Source organism: Pseudomonas sp. MPC6 (assembly GCF_006094435.1).
In the GTDB taxonomy this organism is placed as follows: domain Bacteria; phylum Pseudomonadota; class Gammaproteobacteria; order Pseudomonadales; family Pseudomonadaceae; genus Aquipseudomonas.
On sequence record NZ_CP034783.1, the window covers coordinates 793619 to 813127 of the forward strand.

The 19509-nt window shown below is 61.5% G+C and carries 20 protein-coding genes; 9 read left to right on the plus strand and 11 right to left on the minus strand.

The genetic code is table 11. The features are described from left to right. Positions 1 to 103 precede the first annotated feature (103 nt). Positions 104 to 397, minus strand: a complete 294-nt coding sequence (locus ELQ88_RS05570; protein WP_138964078.1) for a hypothetical protein — start codon at positions 395 to 397, stop codon at positions 104 to 106. Positions 398 to 669: 272 nt separating this feature from the next. Between ELQ88_RS05570 and ELQ88_RS05580 the strand changes: the two genes are divergently transcribed. Genes ELQ88_RS05580 through ELQ88_RS05595 form a run of 4 tightly spaced genes read left to right on the plus strand, consistent with a single transcriptional unit; the run spans position 670 to position 2968 of the window. Then, entirely contained in the window at positions 670 to 972 is a 303-nt protein-coding gene (locus ELQ88_RS05580; RefSeq protein WP_128874386.1) for a MazG-like family protein, read from the plus strand. Further along, positions 972 to 1721, plus strand: a complete 750-nt coding sequence (locus ELQ88_RS05585; RefSeq protein ID WP_138964080.1) for a methyltransferase domain-containing protein — start codon at positions 972 to 974, stop codon at positions 1719 to 1721. The genes ELQ88_RS05580 and ELQ88_RS05585 overlap by 1 nt, the downstream gene beginning before the upstream one ends. 12 nt (positions 1722 to 1733) lie before the next feature. Further along, positions 1734 to 2360 (plus strand): DUF4136 domain-containing protein, encoded by a 627-nt coding sequence (locus ELQ88_RS05590; protein ID WP_128874388.1) that lies wholly within the window; start codon positions 1734 to 1736, stop codon positions 2358 to 2360. 53 nt (positions 2361 to 2413) lie between these two features. Continuing rightward, positions 2414 to 2968: a DUF4136 domain-containing protein gene (locus tag ELQ88_RS05595; protein ID WP_138964082.1), complete on the plus strand. Its 555-nt coding sequence runs from the start codon at positions 2414 to 2416 to the stop codon at positions 2966 to 2968. A gap of 17 nt (positions 2969 to 2985) precedes the next feature. On the opposite strand, the gene ELQ88_RS05600 is transcribed toward ELQ88_RS05595, so the two are convergent. Then, positions 2986 to 3840, minus strand: coding sequence for a MaoC/PaaZ C-terminal domain-containing protein (locus tag ELQ88_RS05600; RefSeq protein ID WP_138964084.1), 855 nt, complete (start codon positions 3838 to 3840; stop codon positions 2986 to 2988). Positions 3841 to 3842: 2 nt separating this feature from the next. Further along, the gene (locus ELQ88_RS05605; RefSeq protein WP_128874391.1) at positions 3843 to 5195 is read right to left on the minus strand and encodes a 3-oxoacyl-ACP reductase; all 1353 of its coding nucleotides are present in this window, start codon (positions 5193 to 5195) and stop codon (positions 3843 to 3845) included. 220 nt (positions 5196 to 5415) lie between these two features. Here ELQ88_RS05605 and ELQ88_RS05610 point away from each other — a divergent pair, with 220 nt between their 5' ends. Further along, positions 5416 to 6693, plus strand: a complete 1278-nt coding sequence (locus ELQ88_RS05610; RefSeq protein WP_128874392.1) for an acetyl-CoA C-acetyltransferase — start codon at positions 5416 to 5418, stop codon at positions 6691 to 6693. A 98-nt stretch (positions 6694 to 6791) separates the two neighbouring features. Beyond that, positions 6792 to 7583 (plus strand): helix-turn-helix transcriptional regulator, encoded by a 792-nt coding sequence (locus tag ELQ88_RS05615; RefSeq protein WP_128874393.1) that lies wholly within the window; start codon positions 6792 to 6794, stop codon positions 7581 to 7583. Between the two features lie 13 nt (positions 7584 to 7596). Here ELQ88_RS05615 and holA read toward each other — a convergent pair whose 3' ends face one another. The 3 genes from holA to leuS form a co-directional block, all read right to left on the minus strand. Then, complete coding sequence (holA, locus tag ELQ88_RS05620) at positions 7597 to 8634, minus strand: DNA polymerase III subunit delta (RefSeq protein WP_128874394.1); 1038 nt, start codon at positions 8632 to 8634, stop codon at positions 7597 to 7599. Between the two features lie 39 nt (positions 8635 to 8673). Further along, positions 8674 to 9279 (minus strand): LPS assembly lipoprotein LptE, encoded by a 606-nt coding sequence (lptE, locus tag ELQ88_RS05625; protein WP_128874395.1) that lies wholly within the window; start codon positions 9277 to 9279, stop codon positions 8674 to 8676. Between the two features lie 88 nt (positions 9280 to 9367). Next, a complete protein-coding gene (gene leuS, locus ELQ88_RS05630; protein WP_138964086.1) occupies positions 9368 to 11974 on the minus strand; it encodes a leucine--tRNA ligase in 2607 nt (868 codons plus the stop codon). 278 nt (positions 11975 to 12252) lie between these two features. On the opposite strand from leuS, the gene ELQ88_RS05635 reads away from it, so the two are divergent. Together ELQ88_RS05635 and ELQ88_RS05640 are read left to right on the plus strand one after the other, a co-directional pair. After that, positions 12253 to 12573, plus strand: coding sequence for a hypothetical protein (locus tag ELQ88_RS05635; protein WP_128874397.1), 321 nt, complete (start codon positions 12253 to 12255; stop codon positions 12571 to 12573). 106 nt (positions 12574 to 12679) lie between these two features. Then, positions 12680 to 13441, plus strand: a complete 762-nt coding sequence (locus ELQ88_RS05640) for a YdcF family protein (RefSeq protein ID WP_138964088.1) — start codon at positions 12680 to 12682, stop codon at positions 13439 to 13441. Positions 13442 to 13570: 129 nt separating this feature from the next. On the opposite strand, the gene lnt is transcribed toward ELQ88_RS05640, so the two are convergent. The 5 genes from lnt to miaB form a co-directional block, all read right to left on the minus strand. Next, positions 13571 to 15094 carry an apolipoprotein N-acyltransferase gene (gene lnt, locus ELQ88_RS05645; RefSeq protein ID WP_138964090.1) on the minus strand — a complete coding sequence of 508 codons (1524 nt, stop codon included), beginning with the start codon at positions 15092 to 15094 and terminating at the stop codon, positions 13571 to 13573. Positions 15095 to 15109: 15 nt separating this feature from the next. After that, positions 15110 to 15949: an HlyC/CorC family transporter gene (locus ELQ88_RS05650; RefSeq protein WP_064675727.1), complete on the minus strand. Its 840-nt coding sequence runs from the start codon at positions 15947 to 15949 to the stop codon at positions 15110 to 15112. Positions 15950 to 15954: 5 nt separating this feature from the next. Beyond that, the gene (gene ybeY, locus ELQ88_RS05655; RefSeq protein ID WP_138964092.1) at positions 15955 to 16449 is read right to left on the minus strand and encodes an rRNA maturation RNase YbeY; all 495 of its coding nucleotides are present in this window, start codon (positions 16447 to 16449) and stop codon (positions 15955 to 15957) included. Beyond that, on the minus strand, positions 16442 to 17458 hold the full coding sequence (locus ELQ88_RS05660) for a PhoH family protein (RefSeq protein WP_128874400.1): 1017 nt from the start codon (positions 17456 to 17458) through the stop codon (positions 16442 to 16444). Before ELQ88_RS05660 ends, ybeY begins: the two co-directional genes overlap by 8 nt. A 204-nt stretch (positions 17459 to 17662) precedes the next feature. Beyond that, on the minus strand, positions 17663 to 18991 hold the full coding sequence (gene miaB, locus ELQ88_RS05665) for a tRNA (N6-isopentenyl adenosine(37)-C2)-methylthiotransferase MiaB (RefSeq protein ID WP_168187433.1): 1329 nt from the start codon (positions 18989 to 18991) through the stop codon (positions 17663 to 17665). Positions 18992 to 19125: 134 nt separating this feature from the next. Between miaB and ELQ88_RS05670 the strand changes: the two genes are divergently transcribed. Next, complete coding sequence (locus tag ELQ88_RS05670; RefSeq protein ID WP_007894425.1) at positions 19126 to 19455, plus strand: DUF1820 family protein; 330 nt, start codon at positions 19126 to 19128, stop codon at positions 19453 to 19455. Positions 19456 to 19509 lie beyond the last annotated feature (54 nt).

Below are 19509 nucleotides of genomic sequence, written 5' to 3' on the forward strand. Positions count from 1 at the left end.
TGTGGGAGCGGGCTTGCTCGCGAAGGCGGAGTGTCAGCCGACATCCATGATATATGACACACCGCTTTCGCGAGCAAGCCCGCTCCCACAGGTTTTTGCGGTGTTAGTGGATTATCCAGCTCAGCAACCAAAGCCCCAGCACTAACCAGATAATCCCCATGATGATCGACGCACTCATGAAGGCGCGAATCGCCGCCCACAACAGCATCAACCCCACGATCAGCGCGATGATGCTGACGATCGAAGCGTCCATGCCCAGCGCCCGGGACAGGCCTTCGACAAAGTTGCTGCCGGCATGGCTCAACAGATTGAACAGCCCGCTGAGGGCGTCGACGATGAACCGGATGATCGAACCGAGTACCTGGCCGAGCCATTCGAAAAAGCTTTCTACCTGCATGTCGTGAACGTCCTGTTGAAGTGGTTGAGCCTTGGGCCTGTAATCACAGTGGCGAGTTCCCTGATGCCGGGATCGTTTGAGTATGACGCAAAGTTTCCGGTCTGTTGATGAACCCTTGTAGGAGCGAGCTTGCTCGCGAAGGACGTTAACGATGACGCGTTCATCCTGGATAAACGCGTTGCCCTCAAGTCCATCGCGAGCGAGCTCGCTCCTACAGGAGGCTTGCCATCCCCGGCCATCCCCCCGAAGCTATACGCCTTCAGGAGAGCCCGATGAACCTTGTTGAACTGACCGAACGCCTGCACGCCATCCGTGACCGCAATGACTGGCGGCAATTTCACAGCCCGAAAAACCTGGCCATGGCCGCGAGCGTGGAGATGTCAGAGCTGGTGGAAATCTTCCAGTGGCTGACCGAAGACCAGTCGCGCCAGCTGCCGGCGGACAAACTGGCCCACGCCGGGCAGGAAGTCGGCGATATCGTGCTGTATCTATTGCTACTGTGCAGCGAGCTGGGGCTGGACATGAACCAGGTGGTGAGCAGCAAGCTCGCCGACAGCGAGCGGAGGTTCAGCTGATGAGCGACCGTCATTTCGATCAACTGGCGACCCGCTTCGCCGAAAAAATCTATGGCGGTGCCAAAGGCGCGATCCGTCTGGCCGTGCTTCAGGCCGACCTGACCGAAATCCTGCCGGATCGGCCATTACGGGTACTCGACATCGGTGCCGGCCTGGGGCACATGTCGTTGTGGCTGGCTCAGCGCGGTCATCAGGTCACGCTCGCCGAACCCGCCGCGCCGATGCTCGAAGGCGCCCGCCAGCGCTTCGCCGACGCCGGGCAGACCGCGACCTTCATTCAGGCACCCTGGCAGGAGCTGCCCGGACAACTCACCGAGCCCTACGACCTGGTGCTGTGCCACGCCGTGCTGGAATGGCTGGCCGAACCCCACGCGATCCTGCCGGTGCTGCATCAACTGACCAAACCTGAAGGTTGGTTATCCCTGGCGTTCTACAACCGCGATGCGCTGATCTACCGCAATCTGCTCAAGGGGCACTTTCGCAAGATGCGCAAGAACGACATGGCCGGTGAGAAGCAGAGCCTGACCCCGCAGCAGCCCCTTGATCCGCGTGAACTGGCGGCGCAACTTGAGGGCCTGTGGCGGGTCGAAACCCAGAGCGGGGTTCGGGTTTTTCACGACTACATGCCGGTGGAGTTCCAGGCCCGTGCCGAACTGGTGGACTTGCTGGAGATGGAGCTGGCCCACCGACGCCACCCAAGCTTCGCCGGGCTTGGGCGCTACTTGCACTGGATCTGTCGGCCGGTCTGATCGGAGCGTGAAATGAAAAGTCGTTCAGGTTTACTGGTGATCTGTCTGGGGTTGGCGGCCTGTCAGGGCAGCAATCCTTATGTGGCGACATCCAACCCCTTGCCGCCGGCACCGCCTCAGGCGGCCAACACGTTCGACCGCAGCGCCTACCCGGCGCCGCCGCGTGACTATGGGCGCTACCGCAGCTGGGCCTGGCTCGATGGGCGACTGCCGCCCGGTACCGCCTGGGCGGACTCGGCGCAAGTCGCCGAAGCCGTCAGCAATGCGCTGGACCAGCGCGGCTTGCGCCCGCTGCATGACAATCGGCCGGCGGACTTGTTTGTCAGCGCCGACCTGCGCCTGGAGACCCGCTTGCGCCAGGTCCGCGATGACTATGGGTATGGCGGCGGGTACTACGGCGGCGGGTACGGTGGCTACAATCGCTATGGCAGCGGTTATGGCATGTACAACACGGTGCCGATCGTTCGAACGTATCAGGAACAAGTCGTGGTGGTGCGGGTGGATCTGTTCGATGCCCAAAGCGGTCAACCGGTGTGGAGTGCCAGTGCCGAAACCAGCCAACGGGGCAGCCAGGGCGCGCAGACCGACGCCATACGGGAGGCTGTGGAAAAGGCAATGTCGGCGTATCCTCCTGATTAGCTTCATCATCAGGAAGCCCTGCGCAGCTTCATGTCTTCAACCGGAGAAATACCATGTTCCGCCGTCTCGCGTTACTGGCCGTGGCCGCGCTGCTCAGCGCCTGCGCCACCCAGGTCAATCATGACTTCGATGCCAGCCGCGACTTCTCCGCCTATCGCAGCTGGAGCTGGAAAGAACCCGCCCTGCAATATCGACCCGATGACCCGCGGATCAAGAGCGACCTGACTGAACAGCGCGTGCGCCAATCGGTGGCCGATCAGCTTGATCAGCGCGGCTTGCGTCCGGCCGCCGCCGGTACCCGGGGTGACTTGAGTGTGCAGACCTATCTGATCGTCGAAGAGCGCCAGCAACAAGTGACCACCAATTATGGCGGCGCTTGGGGCAACCCATGGAATGGCTATTGGGGCGGCCCGATGTACAACGAAACCCGCAACGTCAGCTACAAGGTGGCGACCATCCAGATCGACCTGCTCGATGGCAAGGACGGCAAACTGGTGTGGCGCGGCAGTGATGAACAAATGCTCAGCCACTCACCCAATCCCGCTGATCGCAGTGCGGCGATTCGCGAAACGGTTGGACGGATACTGGCGAACTATCCACCCAAATAAACATCACGGCGTTCGGGTCAGGCAACAGGTCGCCAATGCCCCACCATATGCTCGAGATCCCCCGCACCCATCAACTGGAAATCGCCACTGGAACCGGCCGCGCTGGACAGCAATGTCACCTCGCTCGGCAATCGCACCGGCTTCCTGAACTGCACCGCCAGCTCGACATTCGCCGCCGGCAGGTGCTCACTCAGCGCCGCCAGTGTCCGGGCCTTGTTCCACAGCCCATGGGCGATGGCGGTCGGGAAGCCGAACAGCCTGGCGCTGACGGCACTCAGGTGAATCGGGTTGTAGTCGCCGGACACTTTGGCGTACTGACGGCCAATGTCCGCCGGCGCTTGCCAGCGGGCCACCTCCATCAGCTCCAGCGTCGAGGCCAACACTTCCTCGACAGGCTCGCCTTCCAGTTTCACACCCCGGCACAGCATCTGGCTTTCAGCCTCCCACAACACGCCCAACTGATCGTCGAGGGTGGTCACCAGGTCGAACGTCGCACCCTTGGCATGGGGTTGCAGGTTCTGCACCTGTACGCTGACCCGCGCGCGATTGACCCCGCCCATTGGCCGCAGGATGCGAATGCGGTTGCTCAGGTGGATCAACCCCAGCAGTGGGAACGGAAACGCCTTGGCCGTGAGCAATTGCATCTGCAAGGCAAACGCCAGGATGTGCGGATAGGTGGGTGGCAGCAAGCCGTTGTCGGCAAAGCCGCAGACCTTGCGATAGGCCGCCAGGCGCTTCGGATCGACATCGATCCAGCAGCGCAAGCCTGAATCGGGCAGCGTGGTGCCGGTGATTTTGCGTCGCGTCGCGGCTTTTACATAGAGGTCTGCAAGGCTCGGTTCGCGGTTGAGTGTGTGCCAATCGATGATCATGCCTAAGCCCCCAAAACACTTTGCCCACAGACACGCAACGCTTGCCCGGTGAACGCCCCGGTGCCGGGTTGCGCCAGCCAGGCCACCGCTTCGGCGACGTCTTGCGGCAGGCCGCCCTGGCCAAGGGAACTCATGCGGCGCCCGGCTTCACGCAGGCCGAAGGGCAGGTGCGCGGTCATCTGGGTTTCAATGAAGCCTGGCGCCACCGCGTTGATGCTGATACCGCGCGCCTTCAACAGCGGCGCCCAGGCCTGGGCCAGGCCGATCAGCCCGGCCTTGCTCGCCGCGTAGTTGGTTTGCCCGCGATTGCCGGCGATGCCGCTGATAGACGCCAACAGAATCACCCGGCCGTTGTCCTTCAAGGTGCCGCTGTCGAGCAGCGCCTTGGTCAGCACCTGCGGTGCATTGAGATTGACCGCCAGCACCGCGTCCCAGAACTCCGGGGTCATGTTGGCCAGGGTTTTGTCCCGAGTGATGCCGGCGTTGTGCACGACAATGTCGATGCCGTCGGGCAATTGCTCGATCAACTGCGCGGCGGCGTCATCGGCGCAGATGTCCAGCGTGATGCCGCGCCCGCCGAGGCGGGCGGCCAGGGCCTCGAGGTCGGTCTTGGCCGGGGGCACGTCCAGCAGGATCACGTCGGCGCCGTCACGGGCGAGGGTTTCGGCGATGGACGCACCGATACCGCGCGCCGCGCCGGTGACCAGGGCCTTGCGACCCGACAGTGGGCGAGTCCAGTCCGTCACCTGCGTGTTGCAAGCGTCCAGGCCAATCACCTGTCCGGAAACGAAAGCGCTTTTGGGTGAGAGGAAAAACCGCAGCGGGCCTTCCAGTTGATCCTCGGCACCTTCACCGACATGGATCAGCTGCAAGGTGCCACCGTTGCGCAATTCCTTGGCCAGCGACCGGCTGAAACCTTCCAGGGCCCGCTGGGTGCTGGCGGCGAACGGGTCGCTCAAAGCCTGCGGTGCCCGCCCCAGGATCACCACATGAGCACTGTGATCAAGGTTTTTTATCAGCGGCTGGAAGAATTCGCGCAGCTGTTTGAGCTGGTCGGTCTGCACCAGATCGCTGGCATCGAACACCACGGCCTTGAGTTTCGGTCCGTGACCGGGAATCCATGCCGTGGCCATTGAAGGGTCGGTGCCGTAGCTGTAAATCGCGTCGGTCAGGCGGTTGGCGAACGCGCTGACTTTTTCCGCCAGCGGTCCGCCGCCGATCAGCAACGCCCCCTCGACCGGGCGCAGCCGCCCGGCTTGCCAGCGCTCCAGTCGTACCGGCGTCGGCAGACCCAGGGCCCCGACCAGACGATGGCCGATGGACGAATTGGCGAACTCGATATAGCGGTCAGACATGGAACGCGCTCCAGCAGCTGGGGTTCAAAGTGTGGACCACGAATGGCAATCAGTCGTTCGATCCACGAGATACGGCCTACGCTTGTGTAGGAGCGAAGCTTGCTCGCGATGGCAGTGTGTCAGTTGACATCAATGTAGCTGACGCACCGCCATCGCGAGCAAGCTTCGCTCCTACAGGGGGGGCGGTGTTCACAATTGGATTTTTCATCAGGAGCTTTTCATGACTCAACCGCGCCGCGTCGCGATTATCGGCGGTAACCGTATCCCTTTCGCCCGCTCCAACGGGCCATACGCCACTGCCAGTAACCAGGCGATGCTCACCGCCGCGCTTGAGGGACTGATCGAACGCTACCACCTGCACGGCCTGCGCATCGGTGAAGTGGCGGCCGGGGCGGTGCTCAAACATTCCCGGGATTTCAACCTGACCCGCGAGTGCGTACTCGGCTCGCGGCTGTCGCCGACCACCCCGGCCTACGATATCCAGCAAGCCTGCGGCACCGGCCTCGAGGCGGCGCTGCTGGTGGCGAACAAGATCGCCCTGGGCCAGATCGAATGCGGCATTGCCGGTGGCGTCGACACCACATCCGACGCGCCGATCGGCGTCAACGAAGGCTTGCGCAAGATCCTGCTGCAGGCCAATCGCGCCAGGACCACCGGCGACAAACTGAAAACCTTCCTGCAGCTGCGCCCCCGGCACCTGATCCCCGAACTACCGCGCAACGGCGAGCCGCGTACCGGCCTGTCCATGGGCGAACACTGCGAGCTGATGGCCCAGACCTGGGATATTCCACGGGAGGAGCAGGATCAACTGGCCCTTGAAAGCCACCGAAAAATGGCCGCGTCCTATAGCGAAGGCTGGCACAACGATTTGATGACACCGTTCCTTGGCCTGACTCGCGACAACAACCTGCGCCCGGACCTGACCCTGGAAAAACTCGCCTCGCTCAAACCGGCATTCGAGAAAAGTGCCAAGGGCACCCTGACTGCGGGCAACTCCACGCCGCTCACCGATGGCGCGTCGCTGGTGCTGCTGGGCAGTGAAGAATGGGCGAAGGAACGTGGCTTGCCGATCCTCGCTTACCTGCGCGATGGCGAAGCGGCAGCGGTGGATTTCGTCAACGGTGCCGAAGGGTTGTTGATGGCGCCGGTCTATGCCGTGCCGCGCTTGCTGGCGCGCAATGGCCTGACCTTGCAGGACTTCGATTACTACGAAATCCACGAAGCCTTCGCCGCGCAGGTGCTCTGCACCTTGAAGGCCTGGGAAGATCCGCACTATTGCCAAACCCGCCTTGGCCTCGCTGCGCCGCTCGGTGCCATCGACCGCAGCCGGCTCAATGTCAAAGGCAGCTCCCTGGCGGCCGGGCATCCGTTTGCCGCCACCGGCGGGCGCATTGTCGCCAACCTGGCGAAGTTGCTCGATGCCGCAGGCAAGGGGCGGGGCTTGATTTCGATCTGCGCCGCGGGTGGGCAAGGTGTGACCGCGATTGTCGAGCGCTGATAAAATGTTGTACTGCGACCGACTTAAATGCGTTTGTAAGAAGGTTAGACTTGGCATAACGTTGGCTTTACTACCGTCTTGCGACACAAGGCCAGTCAATGCCGACTAACGGACAGCTTACCCTCGAACGGACGATCCCGACCCTGACAGCGCTGCCCCGCCCGCTGTTCGCCCGGGCGGAAAGCCTCAATGCCGGTTCCTGGACGCCGCCTCATCGCCACGACTGGGTGCAGTTTTCCTACGCCATCAGTGGCGTGCTTGGCGTACACACCGCCGAGGGCAGTTTCTTTGCGCCGCCGCAGTGGGGCATCTGGATTCCAGCGGATCTCGAACACCAGGTGGTGACTTCGATGCGCGCCGAAATGCGCAGCCTCTACGTGCGCCGCGAGGATTGCGCATGGGCGGACGCGCGGTGCCGGGTGCTCGAGGTGACGCCGCTGGCCCGGGAGCTGATCAAGCATTTTTGTCTGTTGCCGGTGGAATACCCACAGGGTGACAGCCAGGAAACGCGGCTGGTGAATGTGCTGCTGGATCAGTTGGCGAGTCTGCCGGAGGTGGCGTTTTCCCTGCCGTTGCCGCGTCATGAACGGTTGCTGGGGTTGTGCAACGAACTGCTCGAAAACCCTGAGCGGAACGTGACCTTGCAGGCGTGGGCGCAGCGGTTGGGTACATCGGAGAAAACCCTGATGCGCCTGTTTCAGCGGGAAACCGGGTTGAGCTTTCGAGGATGGCGTCAGCGGATGCGGCTGCTGTCGTCATTGAGTTTGCTGGAGGAGGGGAACAGCGTGACCAACGCCGCGCTGTCTTGCGGGTATGACTCGACGTCGGCGTTTATTGCGGCATTCAAGGGGTTGTTCGGGTTTACCCCTGGCGAGCTCTTCAAGCAGTGACGGTCTGTCGAGTTTACTCGGCAGGCAACGACAACCGTTGGCCCGCCATCAACAACGACAACCGACTCAAACTCATCCACGGTGAACCCGCGGCCTGGCCCTTGATCTGCGCATCGATGCGCTGCGCTTCCAGCAACAACTGCGCCCAGCGTGGCGCCGAGTAGCGTTGCAGGGCTTTGCTCATCAGCGGTTTGCGTTTGTCCCAGATCGGCGGTCGCGCAGCGCTGAAGGCCTTGTCCAGCGGCACGCCTTGGCTGTACTGCAATGCCAGGTTGGCCAACAGGCGCAACTCCCGGGCCAGGGCCCAGAGAATCACCGGTGGCTCGACGCCTTCACCGCGTAATCCTTCAAGCATGCGCAGGGCATGCGCCGCTTCGCCGTTGAGAATGGCATCGGTCAGCCCGAAGACATCGAAGCGCGCACTGTCGGCTACCGCCGCTTGCACGGTTTCAACACTGATCTGGCCACCCTCGGCCATCAGCTTGAGTTTTTCGATTTCCTGGGCGGCAGCCAGCAAGTTGCCCTCGACCCGGGCCGCGATCAGTTCAACGGCGTCCTGGCTGGCGGACAGTCCGGCCTGGGACAGGCGTTGACGGATCCAGCTCGGCAACTGGTTGGCATCCACCGGCCAGATTTGCACGAATTGGGTGTGCTGGCCTTCAACCAGTGCCTTGCCCCACTTGGTTTTCTGCGCGCTGCCATCCAGCTTGGGCAGGCTGATCAACAACACCGTGTCTTCGGGCGGACGCGAGCAATACTCGATGAACGCGGCAGCCCCTTTGTCACCGGGTTTACCTGACGGCAGACGCAATTCCAGCAGGCGTTTTTCGGCGAACAGCGACATGCTCGCGCCAGCCTGCAACAACGTCCCCCAATCGAAACTGGCATCGGCGGCGAAGACCTGGCGTTCGTCGAAGCCCTGTTGGCGAGCGGTGGCACGAATGGCGTCGGCGGCTTCCTGACACAGCAATGGGTCATCGCCACTGATGATGTAGACAGGCGCGAGGGTGCCTTGCAGGTGCTTGGCGAGTTGGGCGGGAGCGAGTTTCATAGGAGAGGGCGAACGGGGCGCCGAGGCGCCCCGCAACGCTTACTGGCGCGGCAGTTCGACAGGCGACTGACGCGGCGTTTGCGCTTCAGCCTTCTGCGCCGCTTCCAATGCCGCGGCTTCAGCCCTGGCGCGAGCCTCGGCGGTCTGTTGCAGTTGATCCAGCTGGGCCGGAGTCAGCTGCTGCAGGCGCAGCATCATGCGTTGTACCAACTCACGACGTATGTCCTTGCGCGCGTCATTGGCTTCCTGATCGGAACCCACCAGGTTGTTGCCGTCGTGGATAAAGACTTTCTGCACTTCGAGCTTGTCGCTCATCAGTGGCAAGTTGCCCTGGCCATTGATGTCATAGGTGAGCACGGTGCTGAGCTGATACTCGCCAGTGCGGCCGGCACCGGCGTAGCTGAGGATGCGCTGGCTTTCCTGTTCGCCGGTCAGCACCAGTTTGTAAGGGGCGCCGCTGTAGAGCTTGACGCCGCTGCTTTCCAGCACCTGACGCATTTGGGTCACGGTCGGGCCGTAGGCATCACGGGCGCTCAGGTCGAGTTCCTTGATCGCCAGCTCGGTGGTGCCGGTGCCACGCAGCTGGAAACCGCAGGCGCTCAGCAGAACGGCGAGGCCCATCACCAGCAGATTGCGTTTGATCATCTTGTTGTTCCCCTTGAAACCAGGTGGGCCGATCATGCGACCCGAAAGGTTTTACTCGGCGCCAGGCTGGACCTGGCGCCTGGTCCACTTAGCTGGCGACGATATTGACCAGTTTCCCGGGCACTACGATCACTTTACGAATAGTCAGACCGTCGACAAAGCGCAACACGTTCTCGTTGGCCCGTGCGGCGGCTTCGACGTCTTCGCGGCTGGCGCTGGCCGGCATTTCGATCTGGCCGCGCAATTTGCCATTCACTTGAATGACCAATTGCAGGCTGTCCTGGACCAGGGCGCTTTCGTCCAGTACCGGCCAACCGGCGTCGATCACCGGACCGGCGTGACCCAGGCGATGCCACAGCTCATGGCTGATGTGCGGAGTGATCGGTGCCAGCAGCAGGACCACGGTTTCCAGGCCTTCGTGAACCAGTGCGCGATCCTGTCCGGTGCCTTGCGGGGCTTTTTCCAGCACGTTCATCAGCGTCATCACCTGGGCGATGGCGGTGTTGAATTTGTGGTTCTGGCCGACGTCGTGGCTGGCCTGCTTGATAGCCTGGTGAATCGAGCGACGAATGGCTTTCTGCTCGTCGTTCAGGCCGGCGACGTCCAGTTTGCCCGGCAGGCCTTGAGTGACGTGCGCTTGAGCCAGGCGCCAGACGCGCTTGAGGAAGCGGTGCGAACCTTCTACGCCGGAGTCGGACCATTCCGCGCTCATGTCAGGCGGCGAAGCGAACATCATGAACAGGCGGCAGGTGTCTGCGCCGAACTGGTCAATCATCGACTGCGGGTCTACGCCGTTGTTCTTCGACTTGGCCATCTTCTCGGTGCCACCGATTTCCACCGGCAGGCCGTCTGCGATCAGCTTGGCGCTGATGACCTTGGCCTTGCTGTCGCGTTCGAGTTCGACGTCCGCCGGGTTGAACCAGGTGTAGGCACCGTTGGCTTCGCGACGATAGTAAGTCTCGGCGATCACCATGCCCTGGGTCAGCAGGTTCTTGAACGGTTCGTTGGAGCTCACCAGCCCTTCGTCGCGCATTAGCTTGTGGAAGAAGCGCGCGTACAGCAGGTGCAGGATCGCGTGTTCGATACCACCGATGTACTGATCCACCGGCAACCAGTGGTCGGCCGCCGATTTTTCCACCAGGCCGCCGGCATAGTGCGGCGAGGCGTAGCGGGCGTAGTACCACGAGGACTCGACGAAGGTGTCCATGGTGTCGGTTTCACGCTTGGCAGGCTGGCCGCATTTCGGGCAGCTGCACTCGTAGAACTCGGGCATGCGCGCCAATGGCGAACCGGCGCCATCCGGGACCACGTCTTCCGGCAGTACCACAGGCAGTTGATCTTCCGGGACCGGCACATCACCGCAGGTAGTGCAGTGGATGATCGGGATCGGGCAGCCCCAGTAGCGTTGGCGGCTGATGCCCCAGTCGCGCAGGCGGAACTGGGTGCGCGAGGCACCGAGGTTTTTCTTGATCAGCGCCACTTCGATGGCATCGAAGGCGCCCGCGAAATCGAGACCGTCAAACTCGCCGGAATTGATCAGCGTGCCGTGTTCGCCGTAGGCGTCCTGCCAAGGGGCCGGGTTGGTGTCACCGGAACTGGTGCGCACCACGGACTTGATCGGCAGGTTGTATTTGGTGGCGAATTCGAAATCGCGCTCGTCGTGCGCCGGAACAGCCATTACCGCGCCGTCGCCGTAGTGCATCAGCACGTAGTTGGCGACCCATACCGGCAGTTTCTCACCGGTCAGCGGGTGCTCGACGAACAGCGAAGTCGGCAGGCCTTTTTTCTCCTGGGTGGCGACGTCGGCTTCGGCGACGCTGCCGCCCTTGCATTCAGCGATGAACGCTTGCAGCTCAGGGTTGTTCTGCGCGGCGAGGGCGGCCAGGTGGTGCTCGGCAGCCACGGCGACATAAGTCGCTCCCATGAGAGTGTCCGGACGGGTGGTGAAGACTTTCAGTGCACCGGCTTCGCCGATCGAGTCGACGTTGTACGGGAACTGCACTTCCATGCCGCGGGACTTGCCGATCCAGTTGCGCTGCATGGTCTTGACCTGTTCAGGCCAGCCAGTCAGTTCGTCGAGGCTCTCCAGCAGCTCATCCGCGTAAGCGGTGATCTTGAAGTAGTACATCGGGATTTCGCGCTTTTCGATCAGCGCGCCGGAACGCCAGCCGCGTCCGTCGATCACCTGCTCGTTGGCCAGCACGGTCTGGTCGACCGGGTCCCAGTTCACGGTGCCGCTTTTCTTGTAGATCACACCTTTTTCGAACAGGCGAGTGAACAGCCATTGTTCCCAGCGGTAGTAATCCGGCTTGCAGGTGGTGACTTCGCGGGACCAGTCCACCGCCAGGCCCAGGCTGCGCAGCTGGGTCTTCATGTAGGCGATGTTTTCGTAGGTCCACTTGGCGGGCGCTACGTTGTTCTTCATCGCGGCGTTTTCCGCCGGCATGCCGAAGGCGTCCCAACCCATGGGTTGCAGGACATTCTTGCCGAGCATGCGCTGGTAGCGGGAGATCACGTCGCCGATGGTGTAGTTGCGCACGTGCCCCATGTGTAGCTTGCCGCTGGGGTAAGGGAACATCGACAGGCAGTAGAACGTCTCCTTGCCTGGCTGTTCACTGACTTCAAAGGACTTTTGCTCGTCCCAGAACGACTGGGCGGCGGCTTCGATTTCACGGGGCTGATATTGTTCGTGCATGGCTACTTTTGAACTGAATAGGGGTGGCCTAGTCCTCTTCGATGCACGCTGGACGGTGATTGCGCCAGATCGGCGCTTCGGTGTCCAGACGAGCTGGAAGTGGAGTTACAGGAAGCGTCGTAGCATACATGACCGCACTCTACCGAGGGAAACCCTGATTACTGCCCAAGGCCCGGCAAAAACCGCTGCGAGGGCCGTTGGTCGCGGCACCCAGCCGGTTTGTTCATGGAAGCTAAGCTCTAAAAGGGGAGCGAGTCTTATCTTCAATGAGGTGAGGGATGGTTGAGTCACGGCAAAAAGTTACAAAACCGGAGCTGTACGAAAGACTGATCGATCGTCTGGGGATGGCCCTGGACGCGGCAAAAACCGCTGACCGGCTGCGCGACGAGCGCCCCTTGGAGCTGGAACTGCGCGGCCTGAGCCCCGCAGAGTTTGCACTGGTCAAAGCGTATCTGGATCGCAGTGAACGTGAATCACACGGATACTTGTCAGAGGCAGTGAAGCAACTCGACGCACCACGTTCGGCCAAGATCATCTGGCTCAAGGACAAGGTACCTGGCAGGGACTCGGTAAAGGTCCGGTCTCTGCAGTTCAAGTAAGGGCACTTGAAGCCATGCAATATGGTTTTTTAAAGCATAGTCCTTCCGCATTTGTTGTCGCATTGCGTCAACCCACTTAGGCTTCGGGCATCTCTGGAGATGCTCGATGCCTTTTCGCTATTTCGTCAAACAACTTCTGCTGCCTCCCGGTGTGCTGTTGCTGCTGTTGCTGCTTGCCTGGTGGTTGCGCCGCTCAAGGCCGCGACTGGCGGCCCTGTGCTTTGCCTTGGGCGTGGGTGGCTTCTGGCTGATGAGCCTGCCGATAGTGGTGGAGTGGAGCGCCAGGGCGCTTGAGCGTGAACCGCCGCTGGCTCGCCATGAATGGGCAACACTGGGTCGGCAGGCGGATGCGATCGTGGTGATGGGTTCGGGACGCGAGCGTGGCGATCCGGCCTGGGGCGCCGACCAGCCGACCGGTATCGGCCTGGAGCGCCAGCGCTATGCAGCGCGGCTGGCCAAGGCGTCGGGCTTGCCGATCCTCACCAGTGGTGGCCTGCATTACGGTACGCCGCCGACTGAAGCCAGGTTGATGGCGGACTCGTTGCTCGATGATTTCGACGTGACCGTGCGCTGGCAGGAAGGGCGCAGCCGCACCACTTGGGAGAACGCGCAGTTCAGCGCCGAAGTGTTGCTGCCCCAAGGCATCAAACGCGTGGTGCTCGTGACGCACGCCTCGCACATGCCGCGAGCGGTCTGGAGTTTCCAGCAGGCGGGGTTCGAGGTGGTGCCGGCGCCGATGGGGTTTCTGGGGGTGGACAACGCCCGGCCACTGGGTGGCTGGCTGCCGGAGTTCAAGGCGCTCTGGCAGAGTGGGCAGTTGATGAATGAGGCGGTGGGGCAGATCGGGTATTCGCTGTTTTACCGATAACCGAATGGTTACCCACGCCCTGTAGGAGCTGGCTTGCCAGCGAAGAGGCCCTTCCAGTCGACATCATTGTTGGCTGAAAGGGCCTCTTCGCCGGCAAGCCGGCTCCTACAGGTTTGATGCGGTGTCAGTTCAGACGGTCTTGGCCATTCGATTCGCAATCAACGCCCAGCCAAACAACAACACGCAAACAATGATCAGCGGCCACGAACGCCATTGCAGGTAAGGCGTCAGGTTGTGCATCGGCACCACTTCGCCGTACAAAATGCCGCGTTCGAACTGCGGGATCTGCACCGTGATCTGCCCGAACGGGTTGATCAGGCCGGTCACGCCGTTATTGGTGGCGCGGATCATCCAGCGTCCGGCTTCCAGTGCACGCATCTGCGCCATCTGCAAATGTTGCAGCGGGCCGATGGAGGTGCCGAACCAGGTGTCGTTGCTGATGGTCAGCAGCAAATCGCTACGGGCCGCGAGGCTGGCGGCGAATTCCGGATAGACCACTTCGTAGCAGATGTACGGCGCGATCTGGTACCCCTTGGCTTGCAGCATCGGCTGATCGGCAGGGCCACGGGCAAAGTCCGACATCGGCAAGTCGAAAAAGGCGATCAACCCGCGCAGCACGTCCTGCAACGGCACATATTCGCCAAACGGCACCAGTTTCTGCTTGAGGTAAGTGCCGTCGCCTTCGCCCACGACGGTGATGCCGTTGAAAAAGCGTTTCTGTTGATGCACTTCCTGACGGATCGGCACGCCGGTAATCAGTGCCGATTTACGTTCTGCGGCGAAGTCTCCCATCATGTTCAGGAAGCCCTCGGCGGACTCCTTGAGCACCGGGACCGCGGTTTCCGGCCAGATCAACAGGTCGACGGGTCTGGAGCTGAAGCTCATGTCGCGGTACAGCGCCAGCTGCGCGTTGAGCTGTGCCGGGTCCCACTTCATGCTCTGTTCGACATTGCCCTGGATCGCCGCGACGCTCAACGGCGCGCCCGCCGGGCTGGTCCAGGCATGCTCCTTGAGCGCCATGCCGGCCACCCATGGGCCGATCAGCAGCAGTACGCCGGCGGCGATGAAGCCTTTGCGAGCGGTTTTCACCAAAGGCAACGCGTTGTAGATTAGCGCGGCCGTCAGGGCCAGGGTGAAGGAAATTAGCCACATCCCGCCGACGGGGGCGAGCCCGGACAGAGGGCCATCGAGTTGGCTGTAACCGGAATACAGCCACGGGAAGCCGGTGAGAAACCAGCCACGAAAGGCTTCCTGGGCGACCCACAGCGCGGCGAAGGCCAAGGCATCGGCCAGTGGCGCTTCGTTGCGGCGCAGCCAGCGCACCCAGATCCAGGCGGGCAGGGCGAAGAACCAGGCAATCGCCGCCGTGAAGATCAGCATCAGGAAGCCGGCCAGGAGTACCGAAGCGCCACCGAAGTGGTGGATGCTGTAGTAAATCCAACTGGTACCGGCGCCAAACAGACCAAAACCGAAGCACCAGCCTCGGCCCAGGGCCTGACGAGGGTTCAGTTCACGTAAACCGGCATAGAACAAGCCGACTGCCAGCAATGCCAGCGGCCAGATATCGTACGGCGCCAGGGCCAGGGTGGTGATTGCACCGGCCGCCACGGCCAGCAGGTTACCGGGCCAGCCGGGGCGGGTGATCCAGAGCATTTCTATCCTTAGTGGTTACCGGGCAATTGGCGTCAGGCGCAGCAAGTGAATCCGACGGCTGTCGGCGTTCAGGATGCGGAAGCGATAAGGGCCGATTTCGGTGATTTCGTTGCGTTTTGGCAGGTGCCCGAATGCACTCATCACCAGACCGCCAACCGTGTCGAATTCGTCATCGGAGAATTGGCTGTCGAAGAACTCGTTGAAGTTCTCGATCGGCGTGAGGGCCTTGATCAGGAAGTCACCGCTGGGCAGCGGCTTGATGTAGCTGTCTTCTTCAACGTCGTGCTCGTCTTCGATGTCGCCGACGATCTGTTCCAGCACGTCTTCGATGGTCACCAGGCCCGCCACACCGCCGTACTCGTCAATGACGATGGCCATGTGGTTATGGTTGGCGCGGAACTCGCGCAGCAGCACATTCAGGCGCTTGGACTCGGGCACAAAGGTGGCTGGACGCAACAGATCCTTGATGTTGAAGTTGTCGCCGTTCTCCTTGAGGATCAACGGCAGCAAGTCCTTGGCCAGCAGCACGCCCATCACGTCATCATGGCTTTCGCCGATGACCGGGTAGCGGGAGTGGGCCGAGTCGACCACGGCGGGCAGGAACTCGCGGGGGGTCTGGGTCGCCTTGATGCTGATCATCTGCGAGCGCGGGACCATGATGTCCCGTACTTGCAGGTCTGCAACCTGGATGGCGCCTTCGACGATGGCCAGCGCTTCGCTGTCCAGCAGTTTGTTCTGGTGTGCATCGCGCAGCAGCTCCAGCAGCTCCTGGCGGTTCTTCGGCTCGTGGGCAAAAGCCTGGGTGAGCTTACCCAGCCATGACTTTTGCCCGTTGCTCGATCGATCTTCGCTCATAGCGATTACTCTGAATCCTTTGTTGTAACGATAGGGGGTTCGTCTGTTTCGTCGTCCGCATACGGGTCCGGGTGACCCAGTTCTGCTAGCAACGTTCGTTCCAGTGCTTCCATTTCTTCAGCTTCGTCGTCATCTATATGGTCGTAACCCAGCAGATGCAAGCAGCCGTGGATGACCAGATGCGCCCAATGGGCGTCGAGCGCCTTGCCCTGTTCGGCGGCTTCACGCTCGACCACGGCCACGCAGATCACCAGATCGCCCAGCAGCGGGATGTCGAGAAACTCGTCGGGCACATCGGCAGGAAACGACAGGACGTTGGTGGCGTAATCCTTGTGCCGCCAGGTGCTGTTCAGTTCGCGGGCCTCGTCCTCATCGACCAGACGGATGGTCATTTCGGAGTCGGCAGTCCGCTGGCGCAGGGCCAGTTCGCACCACTGGCGGAACTTGGCTGCGCTTGGGGCGGTTCCCCGGCTTTCAAGTTGCAGATCAAGCTCAAGCATCGTGGCGATTGTCCCTGGAAGAGAACTTCGCCGGTTCTTCGGCCACGCGATTCTCGAAGCGCTCGTAGGCTTCGACGATACGCTGCACCAGTGGATGGCGCACGACGTCCTTGGCCTGGAAGTGAGTGAAGCTGATGCCCGGCACGTCCTTGAGGACCTCGATCACGTGGTGCAGCCCGGACTTGGTGCCTTTCGGCAGGTCGACCTGGGTGATGTCGCCGGTGATGACCGCCGTGGAACCGAAGCCGATCCGGGTCAGGAACATTTTCATCTGCTCGACCGTGGTGTTCTGGCTTTCATCGAGGATGATGAAGCTGTTGTTCAGCGTGCGACCGCGCATGTAGGCCAGCGGCGCGACTTCAATGACCTGGCGCTCGATCAGCTTGGCCACGTGTTCGAAGCCGAGCATTTCATAGAGTGCGTCATAGAGCGGGCGCAGGTACGGGTCGATCTTCTGCGACAGGTCTCCGGGCAGGAAACCGAGCTTTTCGCCCGCCTCCACTGCCGGGCGTACCAGCAGGATGCGGCGAATCTGCTCGCGTTCCAGCGCGTCTACCGCGCAGGCAACGGCCAGATAGGTCTTGCCGGTACCGGCCGGGCCGATGCCGAAATTGATGTCGTTCCCGAGGATTTCCTTCACATAGCGCAACTGATTCAAGCCGCGAGGGCGAATCATGCCTTTCTTGGTGCGCAGGGCGACGGACGGTTCGGCGGGGGAGTGGTTGTCCAACTCTTCGACGGCCGATTCCTGCAGGAACAGGTGAACCATGTCTGGCGACAGCTCGGTACCCTTGGTTTCCCGGTACAGGCGCCGCAGCAGGTTTTCCGCGGAGGTGGTGTGTTTGGGTTCGCCGATCAGTTCGAACTGGTTCCCGCGGTTGCGGATCTCGATGGTCAGGCGCTGTTCGATCAAGCGCAGATGCTCGTCGAATTGCCCGCACAGATTGGCGAAGCGGCGAGCTTCAAAGGGCTCGAGGATGAAACGATGTGGTTCTATGGGTGCGTTCAAGGTCGTATTTAGCCGCCCTGGGGCAATTGAGATGAAATCAAGGATAACGCCAGTGGGCTGGGTGCGAAAGCTCTTAAATAATCCAGCGCCCAACACCGCCCCTTGTGGGGGCGGGCTTGCTCGCGAAGAGGGAGTGTCAGTCGACATTGATGAGGCTGACACACCGCTTTCGCGAGCAAGCCCGCTCCCACAGGGATTGCGGTGTTACGAAATCAGCGAGCCCCGCAGCGAGTGCGGCTGTGCCGCGTCGATGTGCACATCGGCGAACTGCCCGATCAAGGTTGGATTATCGCAACGGAAGTTGACGATACGGTTATTCTCGGTCCGGCCCTGCAGTTCACCAGGGTCTTTTTTCGAATAATCGGTCACCAGGATCCGCTGGATCGAACCGACCATTTGTCGGCTGATTTCGAAACCTTGCTGGTTCAGGCGATGTTGCAGCGCATTCAGGCGCTCTTTTTTCAGGCTTTCCGGCGTGTCGTCGGCCAGATCGGCCGCCGGCGTCCCCGGACGCTGGCTGTAGACGAACGAGTAGGAGAAGTCGAAACCGACGTCTTCGATCAACTTCATGGTCTGTTCGAAGTCTTTTTCGGTCTCGCCCGGGAAGCCGACGATGAAGTCCGAGCTGATGCAAATCCCTGGCACGGCGGCCCGCAGCTTGCGCAGTTTCGATTTGTATTCCAGCGCGGTGTGGTTGCGCTTCATTGCCGACAGAATGCGGTCGGAGCCCGATTGCACCGGTAAGTGCAGGTGTTTCACCAATTCCGGCACGTCGGCGTGCGCCTGGATCAGGCTGTCGGAAAACTCCAGCGGGTGCGAAGTGGTATAGCGGATGCGGTCGATACCATCGACGGCGGCGACCACCCGGATCAGCTCGGCCAGATCCGCCAGGCGACCATCGTGGGTAGTGCCGCGATAACCGTTGACGTTCTGCCCCAGCAAGGTCACTTCACGCACGCCGTTTTCGGCCAGGTGAATGATCTCGGCGATCACGTCGTCGAACGGGCGGCTGACTTCTTCACCGCGGGTGTAGGGCACCACGCAGAACGTGCAGTACTTGCTGCAACCTTCCATCACCGACACATAGGCGCTCGGGCCATCGATGCGCGGCTCGGGCAGGTGGTCGAATTTTTCGATTTCCGGGAACGAGACGTCCACTTGCGGCAACTTGGTGGCGCGGGCGGCGTCGATCATTTCCGGGAGGCGGTGCAGGGTTTGCGGGCCGAACACCACGTCGACATACGGCGCCCGGTCACGGATGGCGGCGCCTTCCTGGCTGGCCACGCAACCGCCGACGGCGATCACCATGTCCGGGTTGGCCAGTTTCAGTTCGCGCCAGCGGCCGAGCTGGGAGTACACCCGGTCCTGGGCGCGTTCGCGAATGGAACAGGTGTTGAGCAGGATCACGTCGGCGTCTTCAGCGCGGGCGGTGACTTCCAGGGCCTGATGTTCGCCCAGCAGATCGACCATGCGCGAGCTGTCGTACTCGTTCATCTGGCAACCGTGGGTTTCGATGTAAAGCTTCTTGGCCATGGATAGAGTCATCACGTGATTCAAAGAACCGCGCATTATAGGGAACATGTCCCAAGGTTCCTACCGCTGTGCGTCCGGTGGCTATGCTATAGTTCGCGCCCTCATTTTTATCCCCGATGTGTTGCTCGCCCACCATGACCAAACGTGAAGCTCCAATCTACAAGGTGATTTTTCTCAATCAGGGCCAGGTGTACGAAATGTACGCCAAGCAGATCTATCAAAGTGATCTGTGGGGCTTCCTGGAAGTGGAAGAGTTCGTCTTTGGCGAGCGCACCCAGGTAGTCGTCGATCCTAGTGAAGAGAAGCTCAAGGCTCAGTTCGAAGGCGTTGTGCGCAGCTTTGTGCCGATGCATTCGATCGTGCGCATCGACGAAGTCGAACGCCTTGGTACACCGAAAATCAGCGAAGCCCGCGGCGCTGTCGGCAATGTCATGCCGTTTCCGATGCCGATGCCTGAGAAGTAAGCCTTAAAACCGAGTCGTTCCCTTCGCGAGCAAGCCCGCTCCCACAGTTGATCT